The 18,996-nt window shown below is 71.8% G+C and carries 12 protein-coding genes; 6 read left to right on the top strand and 6 right to left on the bottom strand.

The annotated features are described in order from the left end of the window. Window positions 1-44 precede the first annotated feature (44 nt). Entirely contained in the window at window positions 45-1,121 is a 1,077-nt protein-coding gene (gene meaB, locus WME73_RS22145) for a methylmalonyl Co-A mutase-associated GTPase MeaB (protein ID WP_437916972.1), read from the top strand. A 42-nt stretch (window positions 1,122-1,163) separates the two neighbouring features. Here meaB and WME73_RS22140 read toward each other — a convergent pair whose 3' ends face one another. The 3 genes from WME73_RS22140 to WME73_RS22130 all read right to left on the bottom strand — a co-directional run bounded on the left by WME73_RS22140 (window position 1,164) and on the right by WME73_RS22130 (window position 3,736). Next, entirely contained in the window at window positions 1,164-1,445 is a 282-nt protein-coding gene (locus WME73_RS22140) for a hypothetical protein (RefSeq protein WP_437747367.1), read from the bottom strand. Between the two features lie 154 nt (window positions 1,446-1,599). Continuing rightward, window positions 1,600-2,361: an endonuclease III gene (gene nth / locus WME73_RS22135; protein ID WP_437747366.1), complete on the bottom strand. Its 762-nt coding sequence runs from the start codon at window positions 2,359-2,361 to the stop codon at window positions 1,600-1,602. A gap of 160 nt (window positions 2,362-2,521) precedes the next feature. After that, window positions 2,522-3,736, bottom strand: coding sequence for a Fic family protein (locus tag WME73_RS22130; protein WP_437916971.1), 1,215 nt, complete (start codon window positions 3,734-3,736; stop codon window positions 2,522-2,524). Here WME73_RS22130 and WME73_RS22125 point away from each other — a divergent pair. Further along, on the top strand, window positions 3,717-4,754 hold the full coding sequence (locus tag WME73_RS22125; protein WP_437747364.1) for a hypothetical protein: 1,038 nt from the start codon (window positions 3,717-3,719) through the stop codon (window positions 4,752-4,754). The two genes, WME73_RS22130 and WME73_RS22125, sit on opposite strands and share 20 nt — an antisense overlap. Here WME73_RS22125 and WME73_RS22120 read toward each other — a convergent pair. Next, entirely contained in the window at window positions 4,691-9,988 is a 5,298-nt protein-coding gene (locus WME73_RS22120; protein WP_437916970.1) for a protein kinase domain-containing protein, read from the bottom strand. The two genes, WME73_RS22125 and WME73_RS22120, sit on opposite strands and share 64 nt — an antisense overlap. 334 nt (window positions 9,989-10,322) lie before the next feature. Between WME73_RS22120 and WME73_RS22115 the strand changes: the two genes are divergently transcribed. The 4 genes from WME73_RS22115 to WME73_RS22100 all read left to right on the top strand — a co-directional run bounded on the left by WME73_RS22115 (window position 10,323) and on the right by WME73_RS22100 (window position 16,112). Then, entirely contained in the window at window positions 10,323-10,622 is a 300-nt protein-coding gene (locus WME73_RS22115) for an FtsB family cell division protein (RefSeq protein ID WP_437300928.1), read from the top strand. A gap of 301 nt (window positions 10,623-10,923) precedes the next feature. Then, the gene (locus WME73_RS22110) at window positions 10,924-12,561 is read left to right on the top strand and encodes a hypothetical protein (protein WP_437747362.1); all 1,638 of its coding nucleotides are present in this window, start codon (window positions 10,924-10,926) and stop codon (window positions 12,559-12,561) included. Window positions 12,562-13,051: 490 nt separating this feature from the next. Continuing rightward, the gene (locus tag WME73_RS22105) at window positions 13,052-14,629 is read left to right on the top strand and encodes a pre-peptidase C-terminal domain-containing protein (protein ID WP_437916969.1); all 1,578 of its coding nucleotides are present in this window, start codon (window positions 13,052-13,054) and stop codon (window positions 14,627-14,629) included. Between the two features lie 316 nt (window positions 14,630-14,945). Beyond that, window positions 14,946-16,112, top strand: a complete 1,167-nt coding sequence (locus WME73_RS22100) for a DUF1566 domain-containing protein (RefSeq protein WP_437916968.1) — start codon at window positions 14,946-14,948, stop codon at window positions 16,110-16,112. Window positions 16,113-16,209: 97 nt separating this feature from the next. Here WME73_RS22100 and WME73_RS22095 read toward each other — a convergent pair whose 3' ends face one another. Next, window positions 16,210-17,088 carry a class I SAM-dependent methyltransferase gene (locus tag WME73_RS22095; protein ID WP_437916967.1) on the bottom strand — a complete coding sequence of 293 codons (879 nt, stop codon included), beginning with the start codon at window positions 17,086-17,088 and terminating at the stop codon, window positions 16,210-16,212. Between the two features lie 45 nt (window positions 17,089-17,133). Beyond that, the gene (locus tag WME73_RS22090) at window positions 17,134-18,720 is read right to left on the bottom strand and encodes a serine/threonine-protein kinase (RefSeq protein ID WP_437916966.1); all 1,587 of its coding nucleotides are present in this window, start codon (window positions 18,718-18,720) and stop codon (window positions 17,134-17,136) included. Window positions 18,721-18,996: the final 276 nt, after the last annotated feature.

Genomic DNA, 18,996 nt, shown 5'->3' with positions numbered 1-18,996 from the left:
GCGGGCCGGTTGTGTTCCGGCATCGCCGGGCCTAAGCCGCTCGCGTGCATCCGCTCGCAGACAAGGTCCTCGCCCGCGACATGCGCGCGACGGCGCGGGCCTGCCGGCTCGTCGACGACCGCGTCGGCGACTATGCCGCGATCCTGAAGGATCTCTTCCCCCATACCGGCCGCGCCTGGGTCCTCGGCGTGACGGGGAACCCGGGGGCAGGCAAGAGCACGCTCACCGATCGGCTGATCAGCGTGTTCCGGGGGCAGGGTCGCCGGGTCGCCGTGGTGGCGGTCGATCCCACGAGCCCGTTCACCGGCGGCGCGATCCTCGGCGACCGCATCCGCATGCAGGCCCATTTCGGCGATCCCGACGTGTTCATCCGGTCGCTGGCGACCCGGGGCGCGCTCGGCGGGCTGTCGCGCTCGGTGGTGGACGTCGTGCGGGTGCTCGACGCCTGGGGCGCGGACGTCGTGGTGGTCGAGACCGTCGGCGTCGGGCAGGACGAGCTCGAGATCACCCGGATGGCGCACACCACCCTGGTCGTCGCCGCGCCGGGGATGGGCGACGAGGTGCAGGCGATCAAGGCGGGCATCCTGGAGTGCGCCGACGTCTTCGCCGTGAACAAGGCCGACCGGGACGGGGCCGACGTGGCGGTGCGCGATCTGGAGCTCATGATCGCGCTCGGCGGCGAGGTGGCTGCGGCCTCTGGACGGGCGCGCGGGCACAGCGCCGCGGCGCTCCACGCCCGCGCGCAGAGGGCGCCCTCTCCAGGTAGCGAGCCCGTCGAAGGTCCGTGGGAGCCCGTGATCGCGCGGACCGTGGCCACACGTAACGAGGGCGTGGCGGCGCTCGTGGACAAGCTGGAGGGGCACCGGGCGTGGCTGTTCGGGACCGAGGCCGGCGCTGTGCGCCGAGAGGAGCGCCTGCGCGAGGCGATGCACGTGCAGCTCCGCGACGCGCTCACCGACGCCGCCGTCGCTGCGCTCGGTCCCGCGCTCGAGGCCGCGGTGCATGCCGTCGCGCGGCGCGAGGTCGACCCCTACACGGCGTCGGAGCGGCTCGTCGCGGTCTTCCGCAGCGCAGGCGCCGTCACGGCTGGCGCCGCCGTCGCGCCCGGCGGCGGGACTTGAGCGGAGGCCGGGCGGCCGGCTCAGGTCGACCGCGCGGCAGCGCTAGTCGATGCAGCGATCCAGCGCGTCTTTCTCGTATTTACAGGACGTACTCCACTTATCGTCGCGGTTGCAGATCCCGGTGTCGTCCTCGCACTCCAGGAGAGCGTCGTACTGGTCGACGCAGCCGCGGCGGTCGGCGTCTACGTACCTGTCATCGTAGCGATCGAGGCAGTCGCCGTACTCGCGGTCGCTGCACCCCTCGCAGTCGCACTTGTAGTCGCAGAGATCGTCCTCCAGAGGGCTGCACGCAGCGGTGAAGAGGCAGGCAAGGGTGAGGATCATGTGCGAAGCCTTCATTGGCCCAAGGTTATCCCGCGTCCTCGGCTCCAGCGCGATAAACAGCTCGCTGGGCGCCGAGCGACGATGAGCCGCGTTCGCCTGCTTCCCACCTCCCGCCGCTGCGCTCGACACCCACTTTGCGCAGCGCGGCTTGCGCTCATGGCGCGGCGCCGCGGCGCCGCGGCGGCTTGCGCCCCACGTTCTCTGCGCGGAACGCGCTCGGGCACGCGTCGCTGACCCCGCAACCTCCGCACGCTGGCTTCCTCGCGAAGCAGATCCGGCGGCCGTGGAAGATCAGCGTGTGGGACAGCATATCCCAGTCGCGCCGCGGGAAGAGCGCGACGAGGTCGCGCTCGATCTGCTCTGGCTTGTCGCTGGTCGTCCACCCGAGCCGCTGCGACAGGCGCTGCACGTGGGTATCGACCACGACGCCCTCCGGCGCTCCGAAGGCGACGCCGAGCACCACATTCGCCGTCTTGCGCCCGACGCCAGGCAGCTTCACGAGCTCGGCGAGCGTCCTCGGCACCTCGCCGCCGTGCCGCTCGATGAGGCCTCGCGCGAGCCCCACGATGTTCTTCCCCTTCTGGTTGAACATGCCCATCCCGAGCCGCTTGAGGAGCGCGCCCACCTCGGCGGCATCGGCGCTGGCGAGGGCGCGGGCGTCGGGATACGCGCCGAACAGGTGGGGTGTCACCTTGTTGACCAGCACGTCCGTCGTCTGGGCGCTGAGCACCGTCGCGACGAGGAGCTCGAACGAGGATCGATGATCCAGCTCGCAGTGGGCGTCCGGGTGCAACGCGCGCAGCCGCGCGAAGGTGGCCGGAGGCGTGCTCGGCGCTGCGCGTGCCGGCGTCGGACGAGCCGCGTCGGCGGCCGCTGCCGCCTTCCTGGGCCTCGGCTCGCGCGTCTTCGCCGCCATGGAAGCTCCCTTGCGAGCCGCCTTGTCCGGCCGCTTCACCGGTGGTGCGACGCCCTCGTCTCGATGTTGGTCTGCGGGATCGACAGCGACGGACGCGGGCGGTCGGAGCGCGCCTCGCCCAGTCGGGACGAGGTCTCGCACGCGACCGCCCTCTGCCGTTTCAGCTGACGAAGGCGCGCTTCCGCGTCTCATGCTCATCGAGGAGCTTCTCGACGCTCGCGAGCGCGTTTTCCACCGACTCTTGCACCATCTGCAGCACCGTCGTCGCCGAGCCCTTCAGCGCCTCGTAGTAGCGCTGCCGCTCGGTCGAGTGGATGATCGACGGAGGCAGGCCCGTGCGGAGCAGCAGCATGTTCATGAACAGCCTCGCGACCTTGCCGCTGTCGTTCGGGAACGGGTAGACCCGCAGCAGATCGTAGTGCGCGCGCGCAGCGATCCGGATGCCGTTCCGCGTCTTCCGCGTCTCGGGGTCGTTCAGCCAGTCGATGATCTGACGCACCTTGTAGGCGATCTTGTCCGGCGGAGCGTACTCGTGGAAGTAGAGCCGGTGCTGGGGGATGTCCTTGCGGTATTTCACCGTCTTGAGATCCCCCTCCTCCGGATGGAGGATCAGGTACAGCTTCTTCATGCAGTCGAGCGTGAGCGGGGCCCGCTTGTTCTCGCCCTGCTCGCGCACGTACGCGATGGCCTCCTTGTGCCGCCGGATGTCATCGTACGTCGGCTGAAGGCTGGAGTCCGTCACGAGCGGCGCCGGGCCGGCGAGGGCCGCGCGCAGCTCGTCGAACGTGTAGACCACCCCTTCGAGCGCGCTGTCGTGGTAAATCCACGACATATCGAGGCTGTCGATGTAGCGCCGCCGGAAGTCCTCCGACTGCGCGCTCAACCGCTGCTCGATGATCGCGCTGCGCTCCTCGATGGTGGCGCGCCGAGGCGGCGGCAGCATCGGCAGGGGCAGGGTGACCACCCGCGGCGCCTCCCGGAGCGGGACGCGACCCGGACGGCGCTCGATCGACGCCCCCGCGCTCTTCCCCTTCGCAACGCCCGGCCGCGCGCTCTTCTTGTCGACGACCGGCTTCTCGCTCGTGCGCGACGGCCTGTCGCTCGTGCGCGACGGCCTGTCGCTCGTGCGCGACGGCCTGTCGCTCGCCCGGCGCGGTCGCTCGGCCTCGCCCGGCGCGGCCTGCTCCCTGACGTCCTTGAGCTTCAGCTTCTCCTTGGGCTTCGGCTTCTCCTTGGGCTTCGGCTGGTCGTCGAGCCTCAGCTTCAGCTTCTTGCGGAGCTTCGTCGGCTCCGCCGCCGGCGCCGCGATCGTCCGCTCGGAGCGCGCCGCGATCTTTCTCCTGACGAGCCTCGGCTTGGCGGCCTTGACCCGCACGAGCCTCGGCTTGGTGGCCTTGACCCGCGCGACCTTCGTCTTCGCGGCCTTCGCCTTCCGCGCCCGCCCGGCGACCGCCCTGGTCTTCGCGGTCCTGGCCTTCGCGGCCCTCGGCTTTGCGGCCCTGGCGCGGGTCACCCTGGCCTTCGTGGCCTTGGCCCTCGCCGTCTTCGCCCGCGTCGCCTTGGCCTTCGCCGCCCTCGCCTTGACCTTCGTCGCCCTGGCCTTCGCCCTGGCCTTGGTGGTCCTGAGCTTGGCGGCGGCGCGCGTCGACCTGGCCTTCGTCCTGGCCGCGGCCTTCTTTGCCTTGGAAGCGCTCGTTCGCTTCGCGGCCGCGCGGGTGGCCTTCTTCGCCCTCCCGACCGCCGCTTTCTTCCTCGCGCCCGTACGGGTTGCCCGCGCCGGTGCGCGCGCCGCCTTGCGCCGCGCCGGGGCCGCCGACTTGCGGGCGGTCGCCCGTTTTGTCGTGGTTTTCCGGCGCTTTGCCGCCTTTACGGCAGCGGTGCGTCGCGCAGCAGGACGAGAGGACGCGGCCTTCCGCTTCGGCTTGCGCGCGGCTGAGCGGGCGGCAGGCTTTGCCTTCCGCGTCCGCGCTGTCGAGGCTGCTCGCCTCGAGCTTGCCGCGCTGGCCTTGGTCGCTCTCTTCCGGTCTTTTTTCGAAGTTTTTCGGGTCTTCTTTGCCGCCATGGGCGTGCTTTCACACAATCGCTCAGGCTGCCCGCTGCCACGCTGCGGCGAGCTAACATACGATCGAAAAGGCCTAATGCCGGCCAGCAGCCTAGCAATTTGGGGATTTATCCGTCAACCAGTCCGGTGCGGAAGTGGGCAGGAAGCGACATCCTGCAGCTGGATCGTCGATGATCCAGTTGACCCGCCCTGCCAGATTGCGCCCGCGATCCTGGCAGGCGTAGCTCGAGGCCGGGCGCGAGCGCTCCGCGACCGAGGCGCCGGCCCTCAGCTGTCGATGTTGATGCCGAGCCGTTGCCGGATGGCGAAATACTCCTCGCTGGCCGCGTAAAGCGTGAGCTCCTTGAGCCTTTCCTTGTGGGGGAGGGCGGCGCTCGCCTCGTCGGTCGCCTTGATCATCTCCTGCGCCAGCTCGAGGTCGTTGGCGAGGAGAAAGCCCGCGCGGTCGGCCGTCAGGTCGACGCCGGACACCCAGCGCTTCAGGTCGATGGCGCCGGCCTGGAGCAGCTTCGTCACGGCGCTCGCGAGCTGATCGCGCGCCGGCCCGACGAGGATGGGCTCCAGGACCGCCAGGTCGTCCATCACCGGCCCCTCCAGCTCCTTCGTGATCGGGAACGTGGGCGAGATCAGCTTGATCGCCGCGAACAGCCAGGCGCGCAGGCCGGTGCCCGTCGGCACCAGGTGCCGGAGGTACATGCCCGGCCGGTAGTAGGTGAGGTGGCGGGCCGCGATGAACGCGGCGGCCTGCGTGGGCAGGTCCATCTGGAGCGCCGCGGCGCCGAGCACGATCGCCGGGACGTGCGCGTGGAGGAACGAGACGCCGCCGCCGTCGTTCGGATCCTGGAACGTGAGCGGCGGCGCGAGGCCCAGGACACCCGCCGCGTAGTAGAGCGTCTGCGACATCGGGTAGGGGTGGCGCGAGAGATCGAGCTGGTAGGCGAGCTGGTAACCGAGCTCCTCCAGCGGCCGCCCGTTCTTCCTGAGCACGGCCGGCTCGATGACGCCGAAGACCGCGGTCAGGAGCGGATCCGCGTCGGGGTGGACGAGCGCGGCCGCCCACGCGTGGTCGTCGAGCGGCTGCTGCGCCGCCGCGGCCGTGTCGGGGCGCAGGCGCCGGAAGAAGCGCTCCTCGTCCGGCTCGGCGGCGCTGAGGCAGCAGAGCACCTGGCACAGGCAGAAGGCCGCGTCAGCGCGCTTCGCCTCGGTGTACATCTTCCGGAGCAGCCGGTACGCGTCCGGCTTGTACGGGTTGCGCCGCAGGATCGGGGCCTGCGCGGCCACCGCCTTGTCCAGGTACTCCGCCGGGTTGCTCGCGTAGAGGTTCGCCAGGAGCTCGTTCCGCGCCTCGCTGTCCGGATCGAGCGTCTGCGCCGCCTCGTAGGCGTCGATCGCCTCGCTCATCCAGCCGAGCTTGTCCTTGTAGAGGGCGCCCAGCCGGTCGAACGTCTCGAGCATCTTCGCCGTGTCGTTCCCATCGGTCGCCCGGTCGAGCTCGACCTTGAGCAGGCGCTCCACCTCCTCGTGGTCACCCTTCTCGCCGCGGAGGTCGATCGCCTCCGCGAGCGCGCGGGTGAGCGACGGGTCGAGCGCCAGCACCTCGTCGTAGAACGTGGCGGCCCGGTCGAGATCGCCGAGCTGCCGCGCGCTCACGATCGCCGCCGTGTGCAGGTACTTCGCCTTCTGCCGGCTGTCGTCGATCTTGGCGGCGAGCTTGAGGACGATGTCGACGAGCTTCGACCAGTCCTTCTCCTCGCTGTAGAGCTGCATCAGCTTGGTGAGGATCTTCCGGTCGTCCGGGCGCTCGTCCAGCGCCGCCACGTAGCTCTTCGCCGCCCGCGCCCGGTCGTGGAGGTGCGCCGCGAACAGGTCGCCGATCTCGAGAAGGAGCGCGCTCCGCTCCTCGCCGGTCACCACGTCGAGCCGCCGGTGCTTGACGCGCACGACCTCCCCCCAGTCCCCCTTGGCTTCGAAGACCCTGGAGAGCAGGGCGAGCGGGGCAGGGGACTCCGGGAGGAGATCGGCGGCGCCGTTCAGCGCGGCCACCGCGCCGTCCGGGTCGCCGGCCGCGAGCCTCGCCTCGCCGAGCCCGAGGAGCGCCTCCGCCCGATCGCGCTCGGGCAGGCCGGCGCCGAAGCGGTCCACGAGGCGGCCGTAGAGCTCCGCGGCCTCCTTCGCCCTGCCCGCGTCGAGGTTGACCCTGGCGGCCCGCGAGAGCGCCGCCGGATCGTCCGGCGCGAGCGCGAGCAGCGCCTTCACCGTGCCGATCGCCTTGCCGCTCGAGCCGCTCTTGCCGAGCGCGTCGACATAGCGAAGCAGGAGCTTGAGCCCCTGCTCCTTCGGCAGGACGTCGACCCGGCTCGCCAGGAGCTCGTAGTGCCGCGCCGCCTCGAGGAAGCGGCCCGCCTCGAACGCGAGATCGCCCGAGATCATGAGCCCGAGCACGCCCGTCGGATCGAGGTCGACCGCCCTCGTCGCCGCCTCCGCGGCGCGCTCGTCGTCCTTGAGGCGCTCCCGGAGGAGCAGCGCCATCTCGCCGTACAGGCGGCCCTTGGCGAGGTTGCCCTCCGCGACCTCGGCCTCGCGCGCGATGAGCTCGACGGCGCTCGTCGCGTCGCCCCGGGCGAGGTAGGCCGCGCGAAGCGCCAAGGACGCGCCCGCGTTTTGCGGCTGCGCGTCGAGGGCCATCTTGTAGCGCTCGATCGCCCCGTCCCGATCGCCCTTCTCCTCGAGCAGCTTCGCCGCGCGGATCCAGAGATCGGCCCTGCTCTCCGCGGTCTTCGCCGTCGCCGCGAGCGACTCGATCGCGCTCAGCGCCGCCGCGGCGTCGCCCGTCGCGGCCCGCACGTGCGCGAGCGACTCCAGGGCCCCGGCGTGGTGGGGATCGATCGCGAGCACCCGCTCGTAAGCCTTGCGGGCGCGCTCGGGCGAGCCGACCTGATCGAGGAGCACGCGCCCCATCGCGAGCAGCAGCTCCTCCCGGCGCTTGTCGTCGGACACGATGCCGAGCTGCCGCTCGTAGAGCGACACCACGTCCTCCCAGCGCTCGAGGGCGCGGTAGTGCCGCCCGAGCGCGGCGAGCGAGCCCTCGTGCGCGCTGTCGATCCTGAGGATCGCCTCGAGGGCCTCGGCCGCCTTCGCGTGATCGAGGAACTCCTCGTCGTGGATGCCGGCGATCCGCTCGTAGAGGTTGATCTTCTGGCGCGGCGTCGCGCTGACGTCGATCTGTCGCGCCAGGTTCTGGAGGAGCGCCACGTAGCTTCCGGCGCGGCTGTGGATGCGATCGAGCCCGCGCAGGGCGGTCAGGCTGGCCGGATCGAGCTCGAGCGCCGCCTCGTAGCGGCGCGTCGCCTCGCCCAGGTCGCCGAGCCGGTCCTCGTAGAGCTCGGCGAGCTTGCACATCGTGTCGACGCGCTCCTCGCCCCGCAGCGCCTCCGCGCGCCGCTCGAGGATCCTGGCGTAGCCCGCGTGATCCTCGGCGCGCCGGTAAATCCTGAGCAGCGCCTCGCACGTCCTCGTGTGCCCGGGGTCCTCGGTGAAGATCTGCTCGTAGAGATCGCGCGCGCGGCCCGCGTCGCTCAGCTTCGTCTCGAGGAGCTCGGCCGCCGCGGCGCGGAGGTCGCGCGCCTCCCCCGGGGTCGCGGCGCGATCGGCCCGCGAGAGCAGCACCTGGACGAGCTCCTGCCACTGCTGCGCGCGGCGGTAGACCTGCGAGAGCCCCTCCAGCGCCTCCTCGTTCGCGGGGTCGAGCCCGAGCACGAACTGGAAGCACGGGATCCCGAGGTCCGCCCGCGCGACCTTCTCCGCATACCAGGGCCCGAGACGGTTGAAGAGCGCGAGCTTCGCCTCGGCGGGCATCGCCTCGTCGGTGCTCGCCTGGCTCAGGATCTGGAGCGCCTCGGACCAGACCTTCATGTCGCTGCCGGCCGCGCGCTCCAGGTCGACGGCGTACGCGTCCTGCTCCGGATCCTGGGCGAGCGCCTGGGCGAAGGCGAACACCCCCTGGTCCTTGTCGTCGAGCTCCCGCACGTAGAGGTGCCCGATCTCGTTGAGCGCCCGGGCGCGCTCGCCGGCGGTCTCGGCGCGCTCGCTCCGCTGGAGGAGCATCTCCACGAGCTCCTCGTGCTTGCCCAGCGCCTTGCGGAGCTCCTCGAGCGCGGTGAAGGCGATGTCGTCGCCCGGGGCGAGCTCGAGGAGGCGCAGGTAGACCGCCTCCGCCTTGTCGTGCAGCCTCCCCTTCTCGTAGATCCTGGCCGCCCGGAAGTGCAGGAGCTTCTTCGCCGCGATCGCCTGGTCGTCGCCCTGGCCGGGCGCCGAGCCCGCGTCGATCTGCTCCGAGGCCATCACGAGCGCCTCGGCCACGCGCCCCGGGTCCGCTCCCCGATCGACGGCCGCCTCGACGCCGAGCGCGAGCTCCGTGTCCGTGGGGCTGGCGACGAGCCGATCGATGAGGTCGTTCAGCTGCGCGCCCTCGATCGTCGCCTCGTGCTGCTGCGGCTTGCCGAGCGGCTCGATCGCGTCGAGCACCGCGCGCGTCCCCCTCGGCCGGGCGTCCTGCGCTTTCGCGAGCAGGCGCCCCGAGAGCTCGTCGATGTCCTTGCCCACCCAGCCGCGCGGCGCGACCGCGCTCGGCGGCGGCGGCGGCTCGATGAGGTGGGCGACGGCGATGTCGACCGCGGCGGCGCCCGAGAACACGGGCTTGCCCGTGAGGAGCTCGAAGAGCAGCGCGCCGAAGGCGTAGAGATCGCTCGCGGGGCCGACGCTCTCGCCGCGCAGCTGCTCGGGGCTGGCCGCCTCGACGAGCTCCAGGCTGGACCACCCGGCGCCGAGCCGATCGCCGCCGACGTCGACGAGGATCGGGAGCGGCTCCCCGTCCTCGCCGCGGGCCACGACGACGTTCTCGAGCTTGAGCGCGCCGTGGACCAGGCGCTGCTCGTGGAGCGCGGCGAGGCCGCTGAGGATCCCGCGAAGCAGCGGCTTCGCCTCGTTGATGTGGAGCGGCCCCGAGCGCGCGAGGCGCGCCGAGAGCGGCAGCCCGTCGACGTGCGTGTACGCCACGAACGCCCGGCCGCCCACGATCCCCGCGTCGACGCCGCTCGCCAGGTTCTCGTGGTGTACCTGCGCGGCCAGGCGGACGTGGGTGAGGTACCTGCGCACCGCCCGGCTGTCCCGGGTCGCCTCGCGCCGGAGCACCTTGAGCGTCCGCGGCTCGGTCCCCCGGGTCGCCGCGTAGACCAGGCCCCGGGGGCCCTCGCCGATTTTTCTCGTGATGATGTAGTCGCCGAACGCCTCGCCGGGCCCGATCTCCTCGAGCAGGCCGAGCCCATGCGCGCCGAGGGCGCGGACGCGCGCATCTACCTCTGCGCGCGAGGCGATGACGGCATCGATCAACGCGTCGATGGCGTCGAGCTCCACGCAATGATCCGTGAGGGCGCGCGCGAAGGAGGCCTTGGAGGCGCTGCCCCCGATCTCGGCCGGGCTGAAGCCGAGGAGGTCGGACGACAGGGCCATCATTTCATCGAGCGAAAAGAGGCGCTCGAGCTCGCCTCGGACGATATCAATGGACATGGGACTCCTCGGGCCGAGCCCTCGTGCCGGCGTTGCGCGCGCAGCGGACCTGCCGGACGGCGGGGGACGTGGGGCATGCTAGCGAAGCTTGGGGCTCCATGCGACATCCGACGAACGCCTGTTTTGCAGGGCGATTCCGCGGCGCGCGGCGCGACGGCGGCGCTCGACGTGGGCACAATCGACGTAGATCGACGTGGCGCGCGGGGTCGTGCTCACCGCGCCTGCCCCGCCGAGAGGCCGGGTAGCCGGGTAAAAGGTAGCCGGGTAAAAGATAACGCGGAGTTGCAGGAACCCTGGAGGAAAGTTGACAGGAACGCGGAGGACGTGCGAGCGGATGTCTGTGCGTCGAATAGCGCAGTTCCTGGAGCGGACCCTCCCCATCGCGGTGCTCATCGTCGCCGTCGTGGGCGCACCGATCATGATCTTCTCGCCGCAGGGGCTGCCTCGCCTGCGGGAGCTCGAGAGAGAGCTCGCCGACGTCGAGGAGGAGAATGCCGAGCTCGGGCGGCAAATCGAGGCGCTCCGCGGCAAGGTGGCGCGCCTGCGCGACGACCCGACCGCCGTGGAGAGGATCGCGCGCGACAACCTGGGTCTCGTGCGGCAGAGCGAGGTGGTCTTTCAATTCTCCCGCTGAGGACTCCGGGTCTCGGCCCTCCCCAGGCCTGTTGTCCTATCGGCCACAGGGCTCCGCCGCGGAAGCGCTGGACGTGAGGACGTGCGCCGCGCTCGGCGCCAGGACGTGAGCCAGCGCTCGGCGCGAGCGGATGAGCTCGCCTGGCTCGCTCCCTCGCCCAGCGCGCGCCACCCCGCCGCCTGGGGCGGCGAGGGAGCGGGCCCGCTGCCCGCTCGCCGCCCGTCCAGAAGGAGCAGCATCCGTCGTGACCGGATGCGGGGCGCTGCACGCTGGCAGCGTCCTTTCTGGTATTGTGCAGCCAGTGTCGCTAGACCTGGGCCGCCTCCTCATCGCCGCCGGCGCCGTCTCCAAGGCTGAGGTCGAAGCCGCCCTCTTCGTGGCGGTCCTGCGGGGCATCCCGTTCCCTCGCGCCCTCATCGACCGCGCCGCCCTCAGCGAGCGCGCCCTGGAGGAGGAGCTCGATCGCCACGGCGGCCTCGCGCTCCGGCAGGTCGTCGGCGCCCGCGATCTCGTCGCGCGCTTGCCGCGCGCCATGTGCCGCCGCCTCGGCGCCGTGCCGATCCGCATCGATCCCGGCGTCGGCACCATCGACGTCGCGGCGGCCGACCCGCTCGATCGCCACATCGCCGACGAGTTCAGCTTCCACCTCGGCGCGCCGGTGCGCATCTTCCGCGCGCCGATCACGGCGATCGAGGAGGCCATCCGCGCCCTCGATCTCGACGAGCGGGAGCAGGTCCCCTCCCGCGCGCGGCGCGCGACCCCGGCGTTTCCGCACGGCGCGCCCCAGTCGACCATCCCGCCGCCGCCGTCGTCCGAGGTGCCCATCCCGCTGATCCGTCGCGCCTCGGTACCCTCGTTCGACGAGGTGAGCCTGGTCGAGGCGCCGAGCGGCAAGCATGGCCACCGCGGAGCGGCGCACAACGGTCATGCTCAGCGCGCGGACACGCCGGCGGGGCACGAGGACGCGATCCTGCCGCTCCGCCACGCCAAGGCGGCCCCCGGCGCGCGCGGCTCTCCCTCGAGCCCTCGCCGCTCAGCGGACGCCGAACGCGGCGCTGGCGGGAGGGCGACCGGGCGTCAGGCGACCCTGCGTGCGGCGGGGGTCGAGCCGCCGGCCGTCTCCTTTCCGCCGCCTCCGCCCGTGGAGATCTCGCCGCCCTTCAAGCTGCTCGCCTCGATCCTGCCCCAGGCCTTGCCTGGCCCCGACCGCGCGCCGGACAGCGCCGGGCGGGAGCCGGCCCCCTCGACGCGGCGCCTCGGCCGGCTGCCGCTCGACGCGCCCTCCGGCCTCGCGCCGCGCTCGCGCCGCCGCTCCGTCGATGCGGAGGCCCCGCCGCCTGGAAGCGGCAGGGCTCGCCCGGAGAGCGCCGCGCCGCCGTCGAGCAGGCGCTCCGGGCGGCTCCCGGCGCTGCCCCCCGCGCCCGAGCCGGAGCTCGGCGATCCCCTCGACGACGATCCGCCGCCGCAGCCCTTCGTCGATCTGAGCGACGTCATCGACGCGCTTTACCTCGCGCGCACGCGCGACGACGTCATCCGGCTCGCGCTCCGGGGGCTGCGGCTGTTCGCCGGGCGTGTCGCCATCTTCGCCGCGCACCGCGGGGTCTTTCGTGGGTTCGCGTGCAACGCGGAGTTCGGCGACCAGGAGGCGCTGCGCAAGCTCTCCCTCCCGATGGATCAGCCGAGCGTGCTCGCCACGGCCGTGGCGACCCACCTCTACGTCGGCCCGATCCCCGGCACTCCCACCCACGCGCCGCTGCTCGACGTCATGGTCAACCCGAGCCTCGACGTCGCCGCCGTCGCCGTGCAGGTCGTCGGCCGGCCCGCGATGATCCTGGTCGCCGATCGGATCCTCGACACCTCGAGCGGCTCGCGCCGGATGGTCGAGCTCGCGCGCGCCGTCGGCGAGGCCTTCAGCCGGATCCTGTCGGCGCGCGGGTGAGCGCCCGCCGTCGTCCCGCGCGACGGGCGCTGCGCGCCGTCCCGACGCTGCCCTGAAGCATCGCGCCGCGCTCGGCGCCCGCGGAGATGCCCGCGCGCTGGCGGCTGCCGCGGCGCTCGCAGCTGCGCCCGCACGCGCCGCGTTGCAGCCGTCGCGTTGCATGCGTGCGTTCCGCGCCTTTCATCGGCGCAACGGAGGCAGGAGGATCCCGATGCCTGTCCTGGTGCAAGTACGCGTCGCTCGATCTCAAGATGTGTTGTTTTCCAGTGTGTCTGTCCGACACGATCTGTTCGCTTCGCGTGTTACAGGAATTTTCCTGTGACAGGGGAATCATGTCCGCTCTCTTCGAAATTTTTTACAATCCTGAACCCTTTTTATGAACGGCGGTCAGATTTGGCTATCCGACTGAGGGTCAAATCGGGTTAAGGCATTTGGGTCTCATCGAGTTCGCGTGGACAGCGTGATTCGCCTCCCCCGAAAGGAGCTCCAAATGCATCCTGCAAAGCCGCACGAGAGCAATGTGATCGCCCGTAAGCTCGTTCTGGTGATCGCTGGTTTGACCGCTGCCGCGGCCGGTTGTTCGGCAGACGTCGGCGGCGCCGACATCGAGGAAGTCGGCACGAATCAGCTGGGATTTGAGCGATTCGAGCGGACGGTGTTCCGGGAGCCTGACACCGGCATCTACATTGTTAACGGGGACACGCCGGTCGTAGATATCAAGCATCTGCGCGAGTTCTGGGAGGCGCATGTGCGCGATGGTGCGCTGATCGTCAACCAGGAAGGCGGGGAAGACGTCATCTGGACGGCGGAGCAGCGGCACAACCTCTCGTACTGCGTGAGCACGAGATTCGGGGACAAGTACGAGGAGGTCGTGACGGCGATGGCGGATGCCGTCAAGGCATGGGAGGACGTCGCGGACGTCGACTTCATCCATGTCGAGTCTTCCGACTCGCGCTGCACCTCGAGCACCAGCGAGGTCCTGTTCGACGTGAACCCCGTCAGCGCCGGCGGCCAGTACCTGGCGCGCGCCTTCTTCCCCGGCCAGTCGAGGTACTCGCGGAACGTGCTGATCGACAGGACCGCTTTCGACAGCACGCGGCCCACGATCACGGGCATTCTCCGCCACGAGCTAGGCCACACCCTTGGCTTCCGTCACGAGCACACCCGTCCTGAGTCGGGCACCTGCTTCGAGGACGACAACTGGCGTGCCCTCACCGAGTACGACGGCGCGTCCGTCATGCACTATCCCCAGTGCAACGGCACAGGCGACAGCACGCTCGTCCTCACGGAGAGGGACATCGCGGGCGTCCAGTCGCTCTATGGCACGCCGAGCGGAGATGGCGGAGATGGCGGAGGCGGCGGAGGCGGTGGAGGCGGCGGGGAGCCGCCGACCGGGGAGCCGCCGGCCGGGGAGCCGACCACCGAGAACTTCAGCGGCCGCCTCGCCCGGGGAGCCTTCGATGCGGTCGGGCCCGCCGAGGGGTTCGAGGTCGTGGCCGGGACGACCCTCACCGTCGTCATGACCGGGACCGGAGACCCCGATCTCTTCGTGAAGTTCGGTGATGCGCCGACGGCGAGATCGTTCGATTGCCGGCCCTACCTCAGCGACGCCAACGAGACCTGCACGCTCGATGTGCCCGAGGGCCAGACGAGGGCCTTCGTCAAGGTGCACGGCTTCACGGCCTCGACCTACGACATCGAGGTGCGCTACTCCGCGCCGAAGGCGCCCGGAGGCGAGCCCGGAGGTGAGCCCGGAGGCGGCGGCACCGAGACGTCGACGAGCTTCGACGGCAGCGTCTCGCGGCGCGAGACGGCGTCCCACGGGCCGATCTCGGTGGTCCCGGGCACGACCTTCCGGGCCGTGATGAGCGGCACCGGGGATCCCGATCTCTACGTACGGTTCGGCGAGCAGCCCACCCTGAGCGCCTTCGACTGCCGGCCTTACCTCGACGGCGCGGACGAGACGTGCGAGCTGACGGTCCCGGAAGGGCAGTCGGAGGCCTTCCTCCTCGTGCAGGGGTACGCGGAGAGCACGTACACGGTAAAGGTCGACTACACGACGCCGTGACGCGGCGGACCCTCGGCCCGCAAAGGCGGAGAGGGCACCAGACGCAACCTGCGTAGAAGAAGTCGACGCGGCGGAGAGGCACCGAGGTGCACGGGCTCAACCCCACTCTCCGCCGCGCGTCGTTCTTCCATCATGCTCGCTTCGCCTCTCATGGGCCGACCCGCCCGCGCGGGCGGCGCGAACGCCGCCGACGCGGGCGCGGTTGCCCGCGGGCGCGGGCAACCGCGCCCGCGGGGGGAACTGAAGCGGGCGGCGGGCGGCAGCGATGCGAGCCTGCGGCGCGAGGCGCTGCGAGGAAGTCGACCCCCGCGCCCCGGTGAATGATAGGCTGCTGGCCCGGATCCTCTCCTGGCGCCGCCGCTTGCCCATGCCGAACGAGACCCCTCACGCCCTTCGCTTCACCTGGCTGTTGGCCGCGCTGCTCGTGGAGTCCGTCACGCTCGCCGGATGCATCGGAGAGCCCTTTCAGCTCGGCAGCAGCGGCGGCGGCGAACCGATCGGCGGTGGCGGCAGCGAGCCGATCGGCGGCGGCGGCAGCGAGCCGATCGGCGGCGGGGGCGGCGGGGGAGGGACCGGCGGCGGAGGGCCGCCGCCCGTGCCGGTGACATGGCCGGACTCGCCGACCACGCGCTGCTCGAACGGGACCACCGTGCTGGAGGCGTGCCCAGGGCCCTCGGCGCCCTTCTTCGGACAGGACGGGAACTACGAGATCGCCGTCCCCTCCTACACAGAAACCGCCGGCGCGGTAGAAGACTCGGTGACCGGGCTCACCTGGGAAAAGGTGGCGGAGAACGGGATGTTCACGCTGGTCGGCGCGCAGGAGCACTGCGCGGCGCTCAGCGCCCAGGGGATCGGCGGCCTCTCAAACTGGCGCCTGCCGACGCGGATCGAGCTCGTCTCCATCCTGGATTTCGGCCATCCCACGGCGTTTCCCGATATCTTCTTCACGTCCACCCAGGACAGCTTCTACTGGTCCGCGACCGACGTCGCCGCAGACAGCTCGTTCGCCTGGGGGGTGCTGGCCAGCGATGCGTCCCTCGGCTTCTTCGCGAAGGACGACACGGCCGGCGCGCGGGCGCTGTGCGTCGGAGGTGTGAAGGGGATCGCGCCGGCCGATCTCTCGCCCGGCGAGGACTGGGTGCTCGATCGCTCGACGGGGCTCGTCTGGCAGCGCCACGCCTCCCAGACCCGGTTCATCTGGAGCGACGCGCTCGCGCACTGCGAAGACATCGACCTCGCCGGGAAGGGCGACTGGCGGCTGCCGAGCGCGAAGGAGCTGCTCTCGATCGTCGATGATCGGCGGTCCGGGCCGGCGATCGACCTGGAGGCCTTCCCGGGGACGCCGTCCGACGTCTTCTGGTCGTCGACGCCCGCCATCGGCAGCGCGGAGAAGGCCGTCCTCGTCAACTTCACGAACGGCGCATCGCAGGACCACACGGTCCGCGATCGGCGGCTCGTGCGCTGCGTTCGCTCCGACGGGTGAGCGCCGCCCATGCGCCGAGGGGCGGCTCCGATGGCGGATGGCATGCGCCGCCGCCGCTCACCCGCTGCCCGCGATGAGCCCGGGCCGCCACGGCGGCTCAGCCCCCTGGCTTGACGAACTTCAGGACGAAGCGGTCGCTCGTACCCCGCTTGTCGCCCGCCACCATCGGCGAGGCGTTCCAGTCGCGCGTGTCCGCGGGGCTCCGGAGGAAGGTCGCCTCGGCCGCGAGCCGGAAGCCGGCCCGCTCGATCTCCTCGCGCACGATCTTCTCCTCGATGCGGTGGAGCGTCTTCACGTCGGTGACGCCCGTCCCGGCGCGCCCGGCATGATCGACGATCGCGAACACGCCGCCGGGCTTGAGCGCGCGGAAGACCGCGCGGTTCATCGCGGCCCGGTCCGCCTCCATCCACACCGTGTCGTGGTAGAAGAGCACGAGGAACACGGCGTCGAGATCCCGCGCCTCGGGCGGCAACGGGTCGTCGAGCTCGCGATCGACCCGGACCACCGGCTTCATCACGGGCTTCTTGAGCCGCTCGCTCCACGGCTTCTCGGCGAAGCGCTCGAGGACGAAGCGGTTGTTCTGTGCATAGACCACCCCTCCCGGCCCGACCGCCCGCGCCAGGAGCTCGGCCGAGTAGCCGCCCCCCGCCGCGAGCTCCGCGACCTTCATCCCCGGCTGAATGCCGAAGAATGTGAGCGTCTCCGCAGGCTTACGGCCGGCGTCGAGCGCCCGGTCGGCGTCCGCGCGATCGGCGGCGTCGACGACGGCGCGCAGGGCAGCAGGCACCTCGACCGAGGCGACCGATAACGGCGCCGGGGCGACCACGTCGCCCGGGGCGGGGGCCGCCGCAGCGGGCGGCGCGTCGGGCTGAGCCGGGGGCGCAGCCGTCGGAGGCGGCGGAGCTGCGGGCGGCGAGGCGCTACAGCCGGCGAGCGCGGTCAGGGCGAGGGCGAGGAGAACGTGAGGGCGTCGCATGCCGCGCTGCTAACCGAGCGGACCGAGCGCCGCAAGCGATGCGACTCACGGGGTGTCCGCGGCGGGGGCGGTGACCGCGGCCGGCGCAGCGCCCGCCGTGGTGCCCGCGGCCGGCGCGGCACCTGCGGTAGAGCCCGCGGCCGGCGCAGCGCCCTCGGCGGGGCTCGCAGGGGAAGGAGCTCTTCGCAGGGGCAACAGCGCGGCCTGCACGGCGGCGGTGATCTGCGGCTGCACTGCCCGAACGGCGCGCTGCACGGCCGCGGGGGAGGCTGCGCTCGGTCCGCCGCGGCCGACGCGCACGCTGGCGACCGCGATCCCCGCCAGCGCGGCGCAGGCGATCGCCCCCGCGAGCAGGCGCTGCCGCGTCGCCCCGGCCGGCGGAAGGACCGCGCCCGGCGCCGAGGACGGCGGCCGCGCCTCGTCGCGCGGCCTCGGCGTCAAGGAGACCGCCCCCCTCAGGCTCGACGCCTGGAGCGGATCGATCGAGCTCTCCTCGCCGGACGCCGGCGCCACGACGTGGAACCCGCCGCTCACCGGGGCGCTCGACGGCGCCGGGAGCGCCGCGTCGATGCCATCGAGCGCATCGAGCGCCTCGGCCTCGCCGCCGAGCACCTGCGACGATGGGCCGGGGCGCCGCGTCGCGCGCAGGGTGAAGGGGCTGTCCGCGTCGGCGCGCGTCAGCTCGCCCCCCTCCAGGTCGTCTTCGTCCTCGGGGAGCTCGGGCGTGTGAGGGCCCGGCGGACGCGACTCCGGCGACTCCTTCAGCGCCGCGCTCACGAGCGCCCCGAGGTCCTCCGGCGCGCCGATCTCGTGGCCTGCCTCGCGCAGCGCCTCGATCGCCTCCAGCATCGCGCGCGCGTCGGGGAAGCGGTCGTCCCGGCGCGGCGCGAGCGCGCGCGAGAGGATCGCCTCCAGCGCGGGGCTCACCTCGGGGCGCAGCTCGCTCGCCCGCAACATCTGCCCCTCGCGCGCCGCCGCCATCCGCGAGGCGGCGCTGCTCCCGGGGAAGGGCCGCGTCCCGGTGAGCATCTGGAACAGGACCACCCCGAGGGCAAACACGTCGGCGCGCGCGTCGACGCGCTCGCCGTCGAACTGCTCGGGCGGCATGTAGCTCGGCTTCCCGACCAGGTCGCGCCTGGCGGCGTCCCCCACGTCGCCCCGCGTGGCGATCGCCACGCCGAAGTCCGCGATCTTCACGGCGCCGCTCAGCGAGATGAGCACGTTTCCAGGGCTCACGTCGCGGTGCACCATCAGCCGCCCCTCGGCGGCCGAGCGCTCGTGCGCGTAGCCCAGCCCCTCGAGCACCTGGGCGGCGACGAAGAGCGCGATCGGCACCGGGACGGACTCCCCGCGCGCCCAGAGCCCCTTGCAGAGTCGCCCGAGATCCGTCCCGGACACGAGCTCGAGCACGAGGTAGAAGTCGCCCGCTTCGTCGACGCCGAAGTCGAGCACCTCATCGATGTTGGGGTGCTTGAGGCGGGTCATCATGCTCGCCTCGGCGATGAAGAGCTGCCTGAGATCGTCGCTGCCGGCGTGCATCGGGACGATTCGCTTGATGGCGACCGGGACCTCCTCGCCGTCCGGCCCGAGCGCGACCGCGCGAAACACCTCGCCCATCCCGCCGCGCGCCATCCGCGGTCCAATGGCGTAACGCCCCAGAACAACCCCCCTCGATGGCGCGCTCTCCACGGTGCCCCGACTCTAGATTGCACCGAGGGGCGGGGTAAAGGGGCGACAGCGCTCGATCTCCAGAGACGCTGCGGTCGATTGCACAAATCGACTCGTGGTGTTCCCCTCCGCGCCGAAACATGGCTGTCACGATCGCCAGCGCGGGCGGCGGCGACACGTCCACGACGAGCGCCCAGCGCGAGCGTGGTAGGGGCTCAGGGGCGCAGAGCGAGGTGGATG

Source organism: Sorangium sp. So ce302 (assembly GCF_051530145.1).
Lineage (GTDB): Bacteria > Myxococcota_A > Polyangia > Polyangiales > Polyangiaceae > Sorangium > Sorangium cellulosum_B.
The sequence above is the reverse complement of the archived record's forward strand: the minus strand, read 5'-3'. Positions and strand labels throughout refer to the sequence as shown.